Raw genomic sequence first — 13,955 nt, 5'->3', positions numbered from 1 at the left:
CGAGGGCCCGGTCATGGCGAACGAACTCTATACCCGCACCAACCAGAAGCTGTTCTTCGCCGGCCTTGCCCTGGAAGCCTGGCGCAGCGCCGAAGCGGCGCGGGCAATGAACGCCCAGGCGCGCATCCAGGCCGAGCGCGAAGCGGCGCTGTTCCATCTCTATGGCGCAGTGCTGGGCGTGGCCCACGAGATCGCTGGCTACTACCGCCTGCCCCAGGCCGGCGCACCGCGTGTCGAAATGCTGCTCAACGCCGAAGTGCTGGCTGCCGCTCCAAGCCCTGAGCTGGCGGAAATGGTCGAGCTGGCGCAATCCCCGGAAGCCTGGCTGGGCCGCCTGCTGGGCGCCTATGCGGCGCTGTTCCAGCCGCCGAGCGAACCGAAGAAGGCCAAGGTCGATCCGACCCAGCCGCTGATCCAGGCAGTCAACGTCGATGACGAGGCTCCCGTCGAGCTGGGCAATGACGAGCTGGAAGCCTGGCGCAAGTCCCTGAAGGAGCTGGTGCTGCGTTTCCGCGCCTCGCTCACCGAGCTCTGATTCGCCCATCACAGTGCGCCGGCCTTCCGGTCGGTCCGCGCAAGCTTTGGCTAGGGTGTAGCGGATGTGGCTGTTACACTACGCGTTCTGCTGTGGAGAACGTCGCTATGCCAACCTCATTTCTGGAAATTGTCGAGCTGCCTGACGGGCGAATCGTGCTGCGTCGCGCGGACGAAGAGGAGGCGCTGGTGACCCTGGAGTTCTCCGCTGATGCCAAGGGCTTCCTGCAGGGCCAGCACATCGAGATCGCCAAGGCGATGTTCAATGTCGGCGTGCAGATGGCCGGTCGTCTCGCCGAAGGTGGCGACATGAACGTGGACGACGAAGGCCCGCGCGTCCTGCATTGAGTAGCACTGCTTCGCCGCGTTCGCGGCGGAGCTTCCCGAGCAGATCAACCCAGACGAATATTCAGGCTCTGCGCCTGACCGGCAACGGCGGCGCGGGACAGCTGCGTGCGCGCTTTCGCGCCCAGGTTCAACCAGCTCACCACGGTGTGGCTGTGGCCCAGCCGCAGCGCTTCGCAGGCCAGGGCCTGGGCGGCGGCCTGATCGCGGGCGGGCAGCAGCAGGATGCGTTCGCGGTTCAGCCCGGCCTTGCGCAGGAAATCCGGGGTCAGGCTGGAGGGCGGCGCGATCAGGGTGAGCCAGCGCGAATCGCTTTCCTCGCTCAGCTCACGGAGCATCGGCGCCAGCAGCGTCAGGCACTGGCCGGGAAGGCCGCGCAGGGCGATCTCGCTGAAGGCGCTTTCGTCGGCGGGTTCGTCTTCCACCAGCTCCGGAAGCAGGGGAGCAGTACCGCTTGCCCAGAGTGCTTCCTGGAACAGCGGGAGTTGCGGCAGGTTCTGCGGCTGCGGGTACTGCATGGGTGTCTCCTGTTCAGCGACGGATCACGCCGACGCTCAAGCCTTCGATGACCAGTTCCTGTTCCTTGAGATCGACCTCGATGGGGGCGAACTCCGGGTTCTCGGCGAGCAGCCAGACCTTGCTGCCTTCACGCTTGAAGCGCTTCACCGTGACCTCTTCACCCAGGCGGGCGACCACGATCTGGCCGTTGCGCGCCTCGCGGGTGACATGCACGGCGAGCAGGTCGCCGTCCATGATGCCGACGTCCTTCATGCTCTGGCCGCGTACGCGCAGCAGGTAATCGGCCGGCGGATTGAAGAAGGTAGGGTTGATCCGGCAGGTGTCGTCGACGTTCTGTTCGGCGAGGATCGGCGCGCCAGCGGCGACGCGGCCGATGATCGGCAATTCGTCGTCGTTGGCGGCGGCCTTGGGTTCGAAGCCGGGGATGCGGATGCCGCGGGAAGCGCCCGGAGTCATCTCGATGGCGCCTTTGCGGGCGAGGGCCTTCAGGTGCTCCTCGGCGGCGTTGGGCGACTTGAAGCCGAGCTCCTGGGCGATCTCCGCGCGGGTGGGCGGGTAGCCGTTGGCTTCCAGGCAGCGTTTGATGAAGGCGAGGATCTCGGCTTGGCGCGGCGTCAGCTTCAGCATGTCCATACTCTGGCTTTTTATACAGTGCCTGGAATTATATACAGTGATGGCGGGCTGGCAATGCTTTTATTGGGCCGCAGGGGCAGGGGAGCTTTCGTGCATGTAACCTTTGCGGCTTGGCAGGCGTCTTGCTGTCTTGCTATTTAGGATAAGTACGGCGTCTCGTCGCATTGCCATGATATTGGTAACAATCCATCGCACTTTGCTTGACAATACAAGACGCTGAAACGTATGTTTCAAACAAGTGTTTGTCAGGCGGAGTAGCCATGGCCCAGTCGGAAACCGTCGAACGCATCCTGGATGCTGCGGAACAGCTGTTCGCGGAGAAAGGCTTCGCCGAAACCTCCCTGCGTCTGATCACCAGCAAGGCGGGGGTGAACCTCGCGGCGGTGAACTATCACTTCGGCTCGAAGAAGGCGCTGATCCAGGCGGTCTTCTCGCGCTTCCTCGGCCCGTTCTGCGCCAGCCTCGAAAAGGAGCTGGACCGCCGTCAGGCCAAGCCCGACGCGCCGCGCGCCACGCTGGAAGAATTGCTGGAGCTGCTCGTGGTCCAGGCCATGGCGGTCAAGCCGCGCAGCGGCAACGACCTGTCCATCTTCATGCGCCTGCTGGGCCTGGCCTTCAGCCAGAGCCAGGGGCATCTGCGCAAGTACCTCGAAGAGGTCTACGGCAAGGTGTTCCGTCGCTTCATGCTGCTGGTGAACGAATCTGCGCCGCGCCTGCCGCCGCTGGAGCTGTTCTGGCGCGTGCACTTCATGCTGGGTACCGCGGTGTTCAGCATGTCCGGCATCAAGGCGCTGCGCGCCATGGCCGAGAACGATTTCGGCGTGAACACCTCCATCGAGCAGGTCATGCGCCTGATGGTGCCGTTCCTCGCTGCCGGCATGCGGGCCGACAGTGGCGTCAGCGATCCTTCGCTGGCCGGCGCGCAACTCAAGCCGCGCACCAAGTCGAGCAGCGCTCAGGCGCCTGCCAAGGTCTGATTCCGGCCCGGCTTCGCGCTGGGCTGCGTCGGCCCGATCGGCTACAGTAGCCGGCCATGGCTGATCTCGACCTCCTGCACATTTCCCTTGCTGACCAGATGCTCTACGGCCTTGCCGCGGGGCGTCTCGTCGTGCGCATGCCGATATCCAGCGCCGCCAACGGCGCGGGGGAGCGCAACGGTTCCGGCTGCACGCCGCGCGGCCTGCACCAGATTCGCGCGCGCATCGGCGACGGGCTCCCCAGGGGAGCGGTGCTGAAGGGGCGACGCTGGACCGGCGAGACCTGGACGGCCCAATTGCACGAGGCGTTTCCCGGGCGCGACTGGATCCTCTCGCGCATCCTCTGGCTCAGCGGCTGCGAGCCGGGGCGCAACCGGATGGACGAGGTCGATACCTTCCGCCGCTATATCTACCTGCACGGCACGCCGGACTGCGAGCCCATGGGCACACCGCTGTCCCACGGCTGTATCCGCCTGCGCAATGACGACCTGCTGGAACTCTTCCCGCGGGTGCCGCTCCATTGCCGGGTCCGAATCGAAGAGGCCGCCTGCCCCGAGTGGCAGGCGGCGCCACTGAATTGAAAGGAATGCACATGCAAGGCTCCCTGATGCTCGACGTCGGCGGTACCTGGCTTACCGCCGAGGACCGCCAGATCCTGCGCCACCCGGAAGTGGGTGGCCTGATCATCTTCGCCCGCAACATCGAATCGCCGCGTCAGGTGCGCGAGCTGATGGAGGCCATTCGCGCGATTCGCCCCGACCTGCTGCTGGCCGTCGACCAGGAAGGTGGACGTGTGCAGCGCTTGCGCCAGGGCTTCCTGCGCTTGCCGGCCATGCGCGCCATCGCTGATAACGCCAATGCCGAACGCCTTGCCGAGCAGTGTGGCTGGCTGATGGCGACCGAAGTGCTGGCGGTAGGGCTCGACCTGAGCTTCGCCCCGGTGTTGGACCTGGATCACCAGCGCAGCGCCGTGGTTGGCAGTCGCGCCTTCGAGGGTAATCCGCAGCGTGCCGTCGAGTTGGCGGGTGCTTTCATCCGTGGCATGCACGCCGCCGGCATGGCTGCCACCGGCAAGCACTTCCCCGGTCACGGCTGGGCCGAAGTCGATTCCCATGTAGGCATCCCGGAAGACGAGCGCACGCTGGAGCAGATCCGCGCTGTGGACCTGGTCCCGTTCCAGCGCCTGTCCGGCCAGTTGGATGCACTGATGCCGGCCCACGTGATCTACCCGCAGGTCGACCCGAACCCCGCTGGATTCTCCCGGCGCTGGCTGCAGGACATCCTGCGCGGCGAGCTGGGCTTTGACGGGGTGATCTTCAGCGACGACCTGTCCATGGCCGGCGCCCATGTGGTCGGCGATGCCGCCAACCGTATCGAGGCGGCGCTGGGCGCCGGTTGCGATATGGGCCTGGTCTGCAATGATCGCGCTTCCGCCGAGCTCGCCCTGAGTGCCCTGCAGCGGTTGAAGGTCACCGCGCCGCAGCGTCTGCAGCGCATGCGCGCCAAGGCCTGGCCGGGGATCGAATACAAGCAGCTGCCGCGCTGGCAACAGGCGGTCGGCGAGCTGCGCGCCGCCCAACTGATCGATTAAGGATTTGCCATGACTGTCTACGCCATCATCGGCGGCACCGGCCTGACCCAGCTGGAAGGGCTGACCCTGAAGGATGCCATCGAGCTGGACACGCCCTACGGCGCGCCCTCGGCAGCCATCCAGCGCGGCGAGTTCGCCGGCCGTGAGGTGCTGTTCCTCGCTCGACACGGCCATCCGCACCGCTTCCCGCCGCACCAGGTGAACTACCGCGCCAACCTCTGGGCGCTGCAGCAGGCCGGCGCCGAGGCCGTCCTCGCGGTCAACGCCGTGGGCGGTATCCACGCGGCCATGGGCAGCGGCCATCTCTGCGTGCCCCACCAGATCGTCGATTACACCTGGGGCCGTGAGCACACTTATTTCGCCGGCGACATCGATCACGTCACCCATATCGATTTCAGTCATCCGTACGACGAACCGCTGCGGCAGAAGCTGATCGTTGCCCTGCAGGCGCTGGGGTATGCGTACAGCAGCCATGGCGTGTACGCCGCGACCCAGGGGCCGCGTCTGGAGACCGTGGCGGAAGTCGCCAAACTGGAGCGTGATGGTTGCGACATCATCGGCATGACCGGCATGCCCGAAGCCGCTCTGGCTCGCGAGCTGGACCTGCCCTACGCCTGTCTGTCGCTGGTGGTGAATCCGGCAGCGGGTAAATCCAGCGGCATCATCACCATGGCCGAGATCGAGCAGGCGCTGCACGAGGGGATCGGCAAGGTGCGTGAAGTGCTGGGGCGCGTGCTGGTTAGCTGAGCCCGAAATGCAGGAGCGAGCTTGCTCGCGAACTTGCAAGGCACGGTGCCAGGCGGTTCGCGAGCAGGCTCGCTCCTACGAAGATCCAAGAAAAAGCCCGGCGGATGCCGGGCTTTTTCGTTACTGCGCCGCCGGCGGTGGCGCGTCGAAGCCGCCGTCGGCCGGAGCGGCCGGCGCGGGCTGCTGCGGGGCGTCCGGGCCGGTGGGCGCTTCGTCTTCCACGCCTGGCGGTGGTGGGGAGGCAGGGCGCGCGTTGAGCGGGCTGACCTTGATCAGCATGCCCAGGCTCGGATGGTCGAGGTAGGTCAGCACGCTGTTCTTCAGGCTGGCCTCCTGGACCATGTGCTGGCTGGCGGCGAGCAGGCCGTCCTGGCCGAACTGGTTGATCCAGAAATCGGTCTGGGTGTTGACGAAGCGCTGCAGGCTGAGGGTGACGGTGCCTTCCACGGGGAAGTGGCCGTCGCGCTGGGCGCCTTCGCTCAGGGAAATCTTCACCGGATTGGCATCGATCTCCTGGCGCCAGGCCTTGTGCATCAGGACCTGGAAGCCTTCGTTCTGCTTCAGCTTGGCCACCTGGGCGTCCATCGCGGTTGGTCGCGAGCTGTCCGGGCCGGGCGGTTGCGCGCCCTTGGCCCAGTCGTCGGGCGCGGGGCGGCTGGCGAACACGGCGTCGCCGGACTGCTGGAACAGGATCAGCTCCACCTGGTAGGGCTCGGCGATGGCGGCTGGCGAGAGAAGCGCCAGCGACAGCAGCAGGGGTTGGAACAGGCGCATGCGCGGGGTCCTTAGCGGGTCTGGGGCGTGAGGCGCTCGAGCAGCGCCTCCAGCGTGTTGAAGCGTTCTTCCGGGCGCTCCATGGGCACCTGGAACTTGAAGAGGGTGGCCCCTTCGAATTTGTACCGGTTGGGCTGGCTCTGGATCATCTTGATCAGCACCAGCGGGTCGACGCAGGTGTCGGCGGCGAATTCTACCCGTCCTCCCTGGGGCCCGGCATCCACCTTCACGATGCCGAGTTTTTCTGCCTGCAGTTTCAGAAGCGTCAGGCGGATCAGGTTCTTCGCCGGCTCTGGCAGCAGGCCGAAGCGGTCGATCATCTCTACCTGCAGTTCGCGCAGGCCGTCCTCGTCGGCGGCGTTGGCGATGCGCTTGTAGAGGATCAGGCGGGCGTGGACGTCCGGCAGGTAGTCTTCGGGGATCAGCGCCGGCACCCGCAGGTTGATGTCCGGGCCGCCGCCCAGCGGCTGCTCCAGGTTCGGTTGCTCGCCCTTGCGGATGGCCTTCACCGCGCGTTCGAGCATTTCCATGTAGAGGGTGAAGCCCACCGCCTGGATCTGCCCGCTCTGGCCGTCGCCGAGCAGCTCGCCGGCGCCGCGGATTTCCAGGTCATGGGTCGCCAGCACGAAGCCGGCACCCAGGTCCTGGGCGTTGGCGATGGCTTCCAGGCGCTTCTCGGCGTCCGGGGTCATCTGCTTGCGCGGCGGGGTGAGCAGGTAGGCGTAGGCCTGGTGGTGGCTGCGGCCGACGCGCCCGCGCAGCTGGTGCAGCTGGGCCAGGCCGAACTTGTCGGCGCGCTCGATGAGGATGGTGTTGGCACTGGGCACGTCGATGCCGGTCTCGATGATGGTCGAGGCCACCAGCACGTTGAAGCGCTTGTGGTAGAAGTCGCTCATCACCCGTTCCAGGTCGCGCTCGTTCATCTGCCCGTGGCCGATGCCGATGCGCGCCTCCGGGACCAGCTCGGCGAGGTCGCGGGCGCACTTCTCGATGGTCTTCACCTCGTTGTGCAGGAAGTACACCTGGCCGCCGCGCAGCAGTTCGCGCAGCAGGGCTTCCTTGATCACCGACTTCTGCTCTTCCATGACGAAGGTGCGCACTGACAGGCGACGTGCCGGCGGCGTGGCGATGATCGACAGGTCGCGCATGCCAGCCACCGCCATGTTCAGCGTGCGCGGGATCGGCGTGGCGGTGAGGGTGAGGATGTCCACCTCGCTGCGCAGGGACTTGAGCTGCTCCTTCTGGCGCACGCCGAAGCGGTGTTCCTCGTCGATGATGACCAGGCCGAGGTTCTTGAACTTCACATCGTCCTGCAGCAGCTTGTGCGTGCCGATGACGATGTCGACCTTGCCTTCGGCCAGTTGCGCCACGGCGCCTTCGACTTCCTTGGCGGACTTGAAGCGGCTCATCACCTCGACCGTTACCGGCCAGTCGGCGAAGCGGTCGCGGAAGCTGTTGTAGTGCTGCTGGGCGAGCAGGGTGGTGGGCACCAGCACGGCGACCTGCTTGCCGCTGTGTACCGCGACGAAGGCCGCGCGCATGGCCACTTCGGTCTTGCCGAAGCCGACATCGCCGCAGACCAGACGGTCCATCGGCTTGTCGGCGAGCATGTCGGCCACCACTGCCTCGATGGCGGATTGCTGGTCCGGGGTTTCCTCGAAGGGGAAGCCGGCAGAGAAGGTGGCGTAGTCGACCTGCGGGTCCTTGAACGCGTAGCCCTTGCGCGCGGCGCGGCGGGCGTAGATATCCAGCAGCTCGGCGGCGACGTCGCGAACCTGTTCGGCGGCCTTGCGCTTGGCCTTCTGCCAGGTTTCCGAGCCCAGCTTGTGCAGCGGCGCCAGGGCATCGTCGCTGCCGGTGTAGCGGGCGATCAGGTGCAGGTTGGCCACCGGCACGTAGAGCTTGGCTTCGTCGGCGTATTGCAGGGCGAGGAATTCGGCGTTCTGGCCGTCGATCTCCAGGGTGATCAGGCCCATGTAGCGGCCGACACCGTGGTCAATGTGCACCACCGGCGCGCCTTCGCGCAGTTCGGTGAGGTTCTTGATGACGTTCTCGCCACCGTCGCGGGTCTTCTCGCGGCGCCGGCGCTGCATGACGCGCTGGCCGAACAGCGGGCTCTCGGCCACCAGGGCGATGCCCGGCTTGCCCTTGTCGGCATCCAGCAGCAGGCCTTCGTCCATCGGCGCGATAGTGATCGCCAGGCGGTCCTTGTGCGCCAGGAAGCCCGGCCAGCCTTCGACTTCCACCGGGCGCAGCTTCAGTCGCGCCAGCAGTTCCAGCAGCACCTCGCGGCGGCCGGCGGATTCGGCGGTAAACAGGATTCGTCCGTCGAACTGCTCGATGAACTGGCGCAGGCGCGCCAGCGGCTCGGTGGCTTTGGCCTCGATGGCCAGTTCCGGCAGCGCTTCGGCAGGGAAGCGCTCGCGGCCGACGCCGGTCTCGATGGGCTCGGGGCTGACCACCACGCGCGGCCAGTTTTTCAGGCGGGCGAAGCAGTCTTCCACCGGCAGGAACACTTCGGCTGGCGGCAGCAGTGGGCGTTCCGGGTCGTAGCGGCGGTCTTCGTAGCGGTTGCGCACGTCGGTCCAGAACTGTTCGGCGGCGGTCTCGATCCCCGGCAGGGAGAACACCTGGGTGTCCTGCGGCAGGTAATCGAACAGCGTCGAAGTCTCGCCATCTTCGAAGAACAGCGGGATGTAGTACTCGATACCGGAGGGTGTCAGGCCGCTGGCCAGGTCCTGGTAGATCGGGCAGCGGCGGTAGTCGACGTCGAAGCGCTCGCGGAAGCGGCCGCGGAAGCCGGTGACTGCTTCCTTGCGCAGCGGGAACTCGCGGGCCGGCAGCAGGCGGATGCTCTCCACCTTGTCGATGGAGCGCTGGGTTTCCGGATCGAAGGTACGAAGCGTCTCGATTTCATCGTCGAAAAGGTCGATCCGGTAGGGCAGCTCACTGCCCATCGGGAACAGGTCGATCAGCGCACCGCGCACGGCGAACTCGCCGTGTTCGTAGACGGTGTCCACGCAGCGATAGCCGGCGGCCTCGAAGCGGCTGCGCATCTGCTCGACGTCGAGTTTCTGGCCGACGTCCAGCACCAGGCTGCTGCCGAGCAGGAACTTGGCCGGCGCCAGGCGGTGCAAGGCGGTGGTGATGGGCACCACCAGCACGCCGCGGCGCAACTCGGGCAATTGGTAGAGGGCGGCGACGCGCTGGGAAATGATGTCCTGGTGCGGCGAGAACACGTCGTAAGGCAGGGTTTCCCAGTCCGGCAGCTGCAGCACCGGCAAATCCGGGGCGAAGAAGCGCAGCTCCTGCTCCAGGCGCTCGGCGCTCTGGCTGTCGGCGGTCAGCAACAGGGTGAAACGTTTCGCCGGACCGGCGGCTTCAGCGATGGCCAGGCTCAGGGCGGCTCCGGGGAGGTTGCCCCAGGATTGCTTGCCGGCCGCGGTCGGCAATGTAGGGATACGCAATACGGACACGGGCAGTCTTGGCTCCGGTCGAGGGATTTGACCGGCCGGATTGTAACTATCCCGATTGACGGATGTCAGTCATGCGACGGTCGCGGATTGCCGGAGAAGGTTCACACCGTCATAATGTAGCCCCTTTTTTCTTCTCCTACATGTGGAAGGTATTGCCCGTGACCCAGAAGCCCGACCAGTGTCTCGGTGAGTGGATCGATCGTGAAGCCCTCGCGGAAGCCATGATTCCGCTGATCGGTCAGCTGTACCGTAACAACAACGTGGTGACCTCGATCTACGGCCGTGGCCTGATCAACCGTTCGGTGATCGCGATCCTCAAAGCGCACCGTTTCGCCCGTCACCGCCTGGCCGAAGAAGGCGGGCTGTCGGTTCACGACACTTTCCCGATCCTCAAGGCGATGAGCGAGCTCAAGCTGGGCGCCGCCTCGGTAGACCTGGGCAAGATGGTCGCCAAGTTCAAGGCCGAAGGTAACGGCCGCAGCATCGAGCAGTTCACCAAGGACGAGCTGGCCGACGTGGTCGGCAAGCAGAACGGCGGCGCCCGCGAAGGCACCGACGTCGTCCTCTACGGTTTCGGTCGCATCGGCCGCCTGCTGGCGCGCATCCTCATCGAGAAGACCGGTGGCGGCGACGGCCTGCGCCTGCGCGCCATCGTCGTCCGCAAGGGCGCCGAGAACGACCTGGTCAAGCGCGCCAGCCTGCTGCGCCGCGACTCCGTGCATGGTCCGTTCGACGGCACCATCACCATCGACGAAGAGCACAACACGATCACCGCCAACGGCAACCTGATCCAGGTGATCTACTCCAACGACCCGGCGTCGATCGACTACACCCAGTACGGCATCAAGAACGCCCTGCTGGTCGACAACACCGGCAAATGGCGTGACGCCGAAGGCCTGGGCCAGCACCTGAAGTGCCCGGGTATCGACCGCGTGATCCTCACCGCTCCGGGCAAGGGCGCGCTGAAGAACGTCGTTCACGGCATCAACCATGGCGACATCACCGCTGACGACAAGATCGTTTCCGCCGCTTCCTGCACCACCAACGCCATCGTGCCGGTGCTGAAGGCTGTGAACGACCAGTACGGCATCGTCAACGGCCACGTCGAAACCGTTCACTCGTTCACCAACGACCAGAACCTGATCGACAACTTCCACAAGGGCAGCCGTCGTGGCCGCGCCGCGCCGCTGAACATGGTGATCACCGAGACTGGCGCCGCTACCGCTGCGGCCAAGGCTCTGCCGGTTCTCAAAGGCAAGCTGACCGGCAACGCCATCCGCGTTCCGACGCCGAACGTCTCCATGGCCATCCTCAACCTGAACCTGGAAAAGGCCACCAACCGCGAAGAGATCAACGAGTACCTGCGCCAGATGGCCATGCACTCTGACCTGCAGAAGCAGATCGACTTCGTGTCCTCCCAGGAAGTGGTCTCCACCGACTTCGTCGGCTCCCGCCATGCTGGCGTCGTCGATGCCGAGGCGACCATCGCCAACGACAACCGCGTTGTCCTCTACGTCTGGTACGACAACGAGTTCGGCTACAGCTGCCAGGTCGTCCGCGTGATGGAAGATATGGCTGGCGTGAACCCGCCGGCTTTCCCGCGCTGATCCAGGCGGTCTAGATAAACGGGAGCTCTCGGGCTCCCGTTTTTCGTTACTGGCTCTACCATAAACACCAATAAAATCTGCCAATTCCCGAACCTGGAAAGACTTCAAATGGATGGACAACATCTGCATGAAGGCGAGCTGAAGCGCGGTCTGAAGAACCGCCACATCCAGCTGATCGCCCTCGGCGGCGCCATCGGTGCCGGCCTGTTCCTGGGCTCTGCCGGCGTTCTGCAATCCGCCGGCCCGTCGATGATCCTCGGCTACGCCATCGGCGGCTTCATCGCCTTCCTGATCATGCGCCAGCTGGGCGAGATGATCGTCGAGGAGCCCGTCGCCGGCTCCTTCAGCCACTTCGCGCACAAGTACTGGGGCGGCTTCGCCGGCTTCATGTCGGGCTGGAACTACTGGGTGCTGTACATCCTGGTGGGCATGTCGGAGCTGACCGCGGTCGGCAAGTACATCCAGTTCTGGTGGCCGGACTTCCCGACCTGGGCGACGGCGGCGGTGTTCTTCGTGCTGATCAACGCCATCAACCTGTTCAACGTGAAGGCCTTCGGCGAGACCGAGTTCTGGTTCGCGATCATCAAGGTGGTCGCCATCATCGGCATGATCCTGCTCGGCGTCTGGCTGCTGGTCAGCGGCACCGGCGGCCCGCAGGCCTCGGTGAGCAACCTGTGGGCCCACGGCGGCTTCTTCCCCAATGGCTGGAAGGGGCTGATCATGGTCCTGGCGATCATCATGTTCTCCTTCGGTGGCCTGGAGCTGGTGGGTATTACCGCCGCCGAAGCCTCCGAGCCGAAGAAGGTGATCCCCAAGGCGATCAACCAGGTCATCTACCGCATCCTGATCTTCTACATCGGCGCCCTGGCCGTGCTGCTCTCGCTGTACCCCTGGGATGCCCTGCTGCAGAGCATCAACAGCGCCGGCGATCCCTACAGCGGCAGCCCGTTCGTCAAGGTGTTCTCGCTGCTGGGCAGCGAGTATGCGGCGAACATCCTGAACTTCGTGGTGCTCACCGCGGCGCTGTCGGTCTACAACAGCTGCGTGTACTGCAACAGCCGCATGCTCTATGGCCTGGCCGAGCAGGGCGATGCCCCGCGTGCCTTCGCCAAGGTCGATGACCGCGGCGTGCCGCTGCTGGCCATCGGCGTATCGGCGTTCATCACCCTGGCCTGCGTGGTGGTCAACTACGTGATCCCGCACCAGGCGCTGGAGCTGCTGATGTCCCTGGTGGTCGCCGCGCTGGTGATCAACTGGGCGATGATCAGCCTGGCCCACATGAAGTTCCGCAAGGCCATGACCGCCAAGGGCGTGCAGCCGTTCTTCCGCGCGCTGTGGTACCCCTTCGGCAACTGGCTGTGCCTGGCCTTCGTGGTGTTCATCCTGGGCATCATGCTGCAGATTCCGGGTATCGACGTGTCGGTGTACGCGATCCCGGTGTGGGTGGTGCTGATGGGCGTGTGCTACCTGTTCAAGCGCAAGTCCCCGGGCAAGGCCAACGCCTGAACCGGTTGAGAAACGGGAGCTTCGGCTCCCGTTTTCCTTGGTTCCTGGAGCGAAAGGGGTAATGCACCTTTGCCAGAGCGGAAACAGTGGCGCTGGGTGCTTGCGGTAGAATGCCCGGCGCCGCGCCCTGGCGGCTGATGGAGATGACCTTGTCCCATGCGAGCCTGTTGATCGTGCTGGTGCTTGCAGCCTTGAGCGGCTGCGGGCAGTCCGTCGAGCGCTTCGGCGGGCCGACCATGGGCAGCAGCTACACGGTGCAGTTCGTCACGACCGGCAAGGCGCCGGATGCGGCGAAGCTCAAGGTCGAGGTCGACGCGATCCTGGCGGGCCTGGACGAGCAGTTCTCCACCTACCGCGACGATTCCGTGGTGTCCCGTTTCAATGCCTTGCCGGGCGGCGCCTGCATGGCGATGCCGGCGGACATGCTGACGCTGTGGCGCTACGGCGAGCAACTTTCCCAGCAGAGCGGCGGCGCCTTCGACCTCACCGTCGAGCCGTTGATGAACCTCTGGGGCTTCGGCCCGCAGTCGCGCGCCGAGAAGGTGCCCGATGCTGCCGCCCTGGAGCAGGCGCGTGCTCGTGTCGGTCACCAGCACCTGCGCCAGGAGGGCGATCAGTTGTGCAAGGACGTCGCTGCGCAGCTGGACTTCGACAGCATCGTCGCCGGCTATGCGGTGGATCAGGTCAGTGCGCGCCTTGCCGAGCTGGGGCTGGCCGATTACCTGGTGGAAATCACCGGCGAGCTCAAGGCCGTGGGCCACAAGCCGGACGGCACGCCCTGGCGCATCGCCCTGGAAGTGCCCAGCGGCGAGCGCGAGCGGCAGGTGGAGCGCTCGGTGGCGCTGGACGGCATCGGCCTGTCCACCTCCGGCGACTACCGCAACTATTTCGAGGAAGGTGGGCAGCGCTACTCGCACACCTTCGACCCGCGCACCGGCGCGCCGGTGCGGCATGCGCTGGCCTCGGTCACGGTGGCGGAAGCCCAGGCCCTGCGCGCCGATGGCCTGTCGACCCTGCTGATGGTGCTGGGGCCGGAGGAGGGCTATACCTTTGCCGAGCGCAACGGGCTGGCGGCCTTCTTCATCGTGCGCCAGGGCGAAGGCTTCGTAACCCGCGCGACGCCGCGTTTCGCGGCGCTGTTCCCGTCGCCGGAATGAAAGCTTCGACGGGCATCATGGTGCTCCGCCGGGGAGTAATGGCATGTAGTGGCGGCAAAATTCGCCTACCTGCCGACCAACCGCTAATG

Annotated in this window: 13 protein-coding genes; 9 read left to right on the top strand and 4 right to left on the bottom strand. The window is 65.6% G+C overall.

The window, feature by feature from the left end; all coding sequences use genetic code 11:
- Positions 1-13 precede the first annotated feature (13 nt).
- Together HNP46_RS06505 and HNP46_RS06500 are read left to right on the top strand one after the other, a co-directional pair.
- The gene (locus tag HNP46_RS06505; RefSeq protein ID WP_184586950.1) at positions 14-535 is read left to right on the top strand and encodes a DUF6586 family protein; all 522 of its coding nucleotides are present in this window, start codon (positions 14-16) and stop codon (positions 533-535) included.
- Between the two features lie 107 nt (positions 536-642).
- Positions 643-882, top strand: a complete 240-nt coding sequence (locus tag HNP46_RS06500; RefSeq protein ID WP_184586948.1) for a hypothetical protein — start codon at positions 643-645, stop codon at positions 880-882.
- Positions 883-926: 44 nt separating this feature from the next.
- On the opposite strand, the gene sulA is transcribed toward HNP46_RS06500, so the two are convergent.
- Entirely contained in the window at positions 927-1,397 is a 471-nt protein-coding gene (sulA, locus tag HNP46_RS06495) for an SOS-induced cell division inhibitor SulA (protein ID WP_184586946.1), read from the bottom strand.
- A gap of 13 nt (positions 1,398-1,410) precedes the next feature.
- Positions 1,411-2,025, bottom strand: a complete 615-nt coding sequence (lexA, locus tag HNP46_RS06490) for a transcriptional repressor LexA (RefSeq protein ID WP_026079098.1) — start codon at positions 2,023-2,025, stop codon at positions 1,411-1,413.
- 266 nt (positions 2,026-2,291) lie between these two features.
- Here lexA and HNP46_RS06485 point away from each other — a divergent pair, with 266 nt between their 5' ends.
- Genes HNP46_RS06485 through HNP46_RS06470 form a run of 4 tightly spaced genes read left to right on the top strand, consistent with a single transcriptional unit; the run spans position 2,292 to position 5,346 of the window.
- Positions 2,292-3,008, top strand: a complete 717-nt coding sequence (locus tag HNP46_RS06485) for a TetR/AcrR family transcriptional regulator (protein ID WP_184586944.1) — start codon at positions 2,292-2,294, stop codon at positions 3,006-3,008.
- A 56-nt stretch (positions 3,009-3,064) separates the two neighbouring features.
- On the top strand, positions 3,065-3,589 hold the full coding sequence (locus HNP46_RS06480) for a L,D-transpeptidase (RefSeq protein ID WP_184586942.1): 525 nt from the start codon (positions 3,065-3,067) through the stop codon (positions 3,587-3,589).
- An 11-nt stretch (positions 3,590-3,600) separates the two neighbouring features.
- A complete protein-coding gene (gene nagZ / locus HNP46_RS06475) occupies positions 3,601-4,599 on the top strand; it encodes a beta-N-acetylhexosaminidase (RefSeq protein ID WP_184586940.1) in 999 nt (332 codons plus the stop codon).
- Positions 4,600-4,608: 9 nt separating this feature from the next.
- The gene (locus tag HNP46_RS06470) at positions 4,609-5,346 is read left to right on the top strand and encodes an S-methyl-5'-thioinosine phosphorylase (RefSeq protein WP_184586938.1); all 738 of its coding nucleotides are present in this window, start codon (positions 4,609-4,611) and stop codon (positions 5,344-5,346) included.
- Between the two features lie 120 nt (positions 5,347-5,466).
- Here the strand turns inward: HNP46_RS06470 and HNP46_RS06465 are convergent, their stop codons facing one another.
- Together HNP46_RS06465 and mfd are read right to left on the bottom strand one after the other, a co-directional pair.
- Entirely contained in the window at positions 5,467-6,120 is a 654-nt protein-coding gene (locus HNP46_RS06465; protein WP_184586936.1) for a CsiV family protein, read from the bottom strand.
- Positions 6,121-6,131: 11 nt separating this feature from the next.
- Positions 6,132-9,596 (bottom strand): transcription-repair coupling factor, encoded by a 3,465-nt coding sequence (gene mfd / locus HNP46_RS06460; RefSeq protein WP_184586934.1) that lies wholly within the window; start codon positions 9,594-9,596, stop codon positions 6,132-6,134.
- Positions 9,597-9,736: 140 nt separating this feature from the next.
- On the opposite strand from mfd, the gene HNP46_RS06455 reads away from it, so the two are divergent.
- The 3 genes from HNP46_RS06455 (at position 9,737) to HNP46_RS06445 (ending at position 13,866) form a co-directional block, all read left to right on the top strand.
- Positions 9,737-11,203, top strand: a complete 1,467-nt coding sequence (locus HNP46_RS06455; RefSeq protein WP_184586932.1) for a glyceraldehyde-3-phosphate dehydrogenase — start codon at positions 9,737-9,739, stop codon at positions 11,201-11,203.
- A gap of 108 nt (positions 11,204-11,311) precedes the next feature.
- Positions 11,312-12,709, top strand: coding sequence for an amino acid permease (locus tag HNP46_RS06450; protein ID WP_184586930.1), 1,398 nt, complete (start codon positions 11,312-11,314; stop codon positions 12,707-12,709).
- 143 nt (positions 12,710-12,852) lie between these two features.
- Complete coding sequence (locus HNP46_RS06445; protein ID WP_184586928.1) at positions 12,853-13,866, top strand: FAD:protein FMN transferase; 1,014 nt, start codon at positions 12,853-12,855, stop codon at positions 13,864-13,866.
- Positions 13,867-13,955 lie beyond the last annotated feature (89 nt).

The organism is Pseudomonas nitroreducens (assembly GCF_014204515.1).
GTDB classification, from domain to species: Bacteria; Pseudomonadota; Gammaproteobacteria; order Pseudomonadales; family Pseudomonadaceae; genus Pseudomonas; species Pseudomonas nitritireducens_A.
This window is presented reverse-complemented; position numbering and strand designations above follow the sequence as displayed.

Excerpts from the sequence above, each read along its gene's own strand:
- HNP46_RS06505 (WP_184586950.1), top strand. The coding sequence starts at position 14 with ATGGCGAACGAACTCTATACCCGCACCAACCAGAAGCTGTTCTTCGCC.
- HNP46_RS06500 (WP_184586948.1), top strand. The coding sequence starts at position 643 with ATGCCAACCTCATTTCTGGAAATTGTCGAGCTGCCTGACGGGCGAATC.
- sulA (WP_184586946.1), bottom strand. The coding sequence starts at position 1,397 with ATGCAGTACCCGCAGCCGCAGAACCTGCCGCAACTCCCGCTGTTCCAG.
- lexA (WP_026079098.1), bottom strand. The coding sequence starts at position 2,025 with ATGCTGAAGCTGACGCCGCGCCAAGCCGAGATCCTCGCCTTCATCAAA.
- HNP46_RS06485 (WP_184586944.1), top strand. The coding sequence starts at position 2,292 with ATGGCCCAGTCGGAAACCGTCGAACGCATCCTGGATGCTGCGGAACAG.
- HNP46_RS06480 (WP_184586942.1), top strand. The coding sequence starts at position 3,065 with ATGGCTGATCTCGACCTCCTGCACATTTCCCTTGCTGACCAGATGCTC.
- nagZ (WP_184586940.1), top strand. The coding sequence starts at position 3,601 with ATGCAAGGCTCCCTGATGCTCGACGTCGGCGGTACCTGGCTTACCGCC.
- HNP46_RS06470 (WP_184586938.1), top strand. The coding sequence starts at position 4,609 with ATGACTGTCTACGCCATCATCGGCGGCACCGGCCTGACCCAGCTGGAA.
- HNP46_RS06465 (WP_184586936.1), bottom strand. The coding sequence starts at position 6,120 with ATGCGCCTGTTCCAACCCCTGCTGCTGTCGCTGGCGCTTCTCTCGCCA.
- HNP46_RS06455 (WP_184586932.1), top strand. The coding sequence starts at position 9,737 with ATGTGGAAGGTATTGCCCGTGACCCAGAAGCCCGACCAGTGTCTCGGT.
- HNP46_RS06450 (WP_184586930.1), top strand. The coding sequence starts at position 11,312 with ATGGATGGACAACATCTGCATGAAGGCGAGCTGAAGCGCGGTCTGAAG.
- HNP46_RS06445 (WP_184586928.1), top strand. The coding sequence starts at position 12,853 with ATGACCTTGTCCCATGCGAGCCTGTTGATCGTGCTGGTGCTTGCAGCC.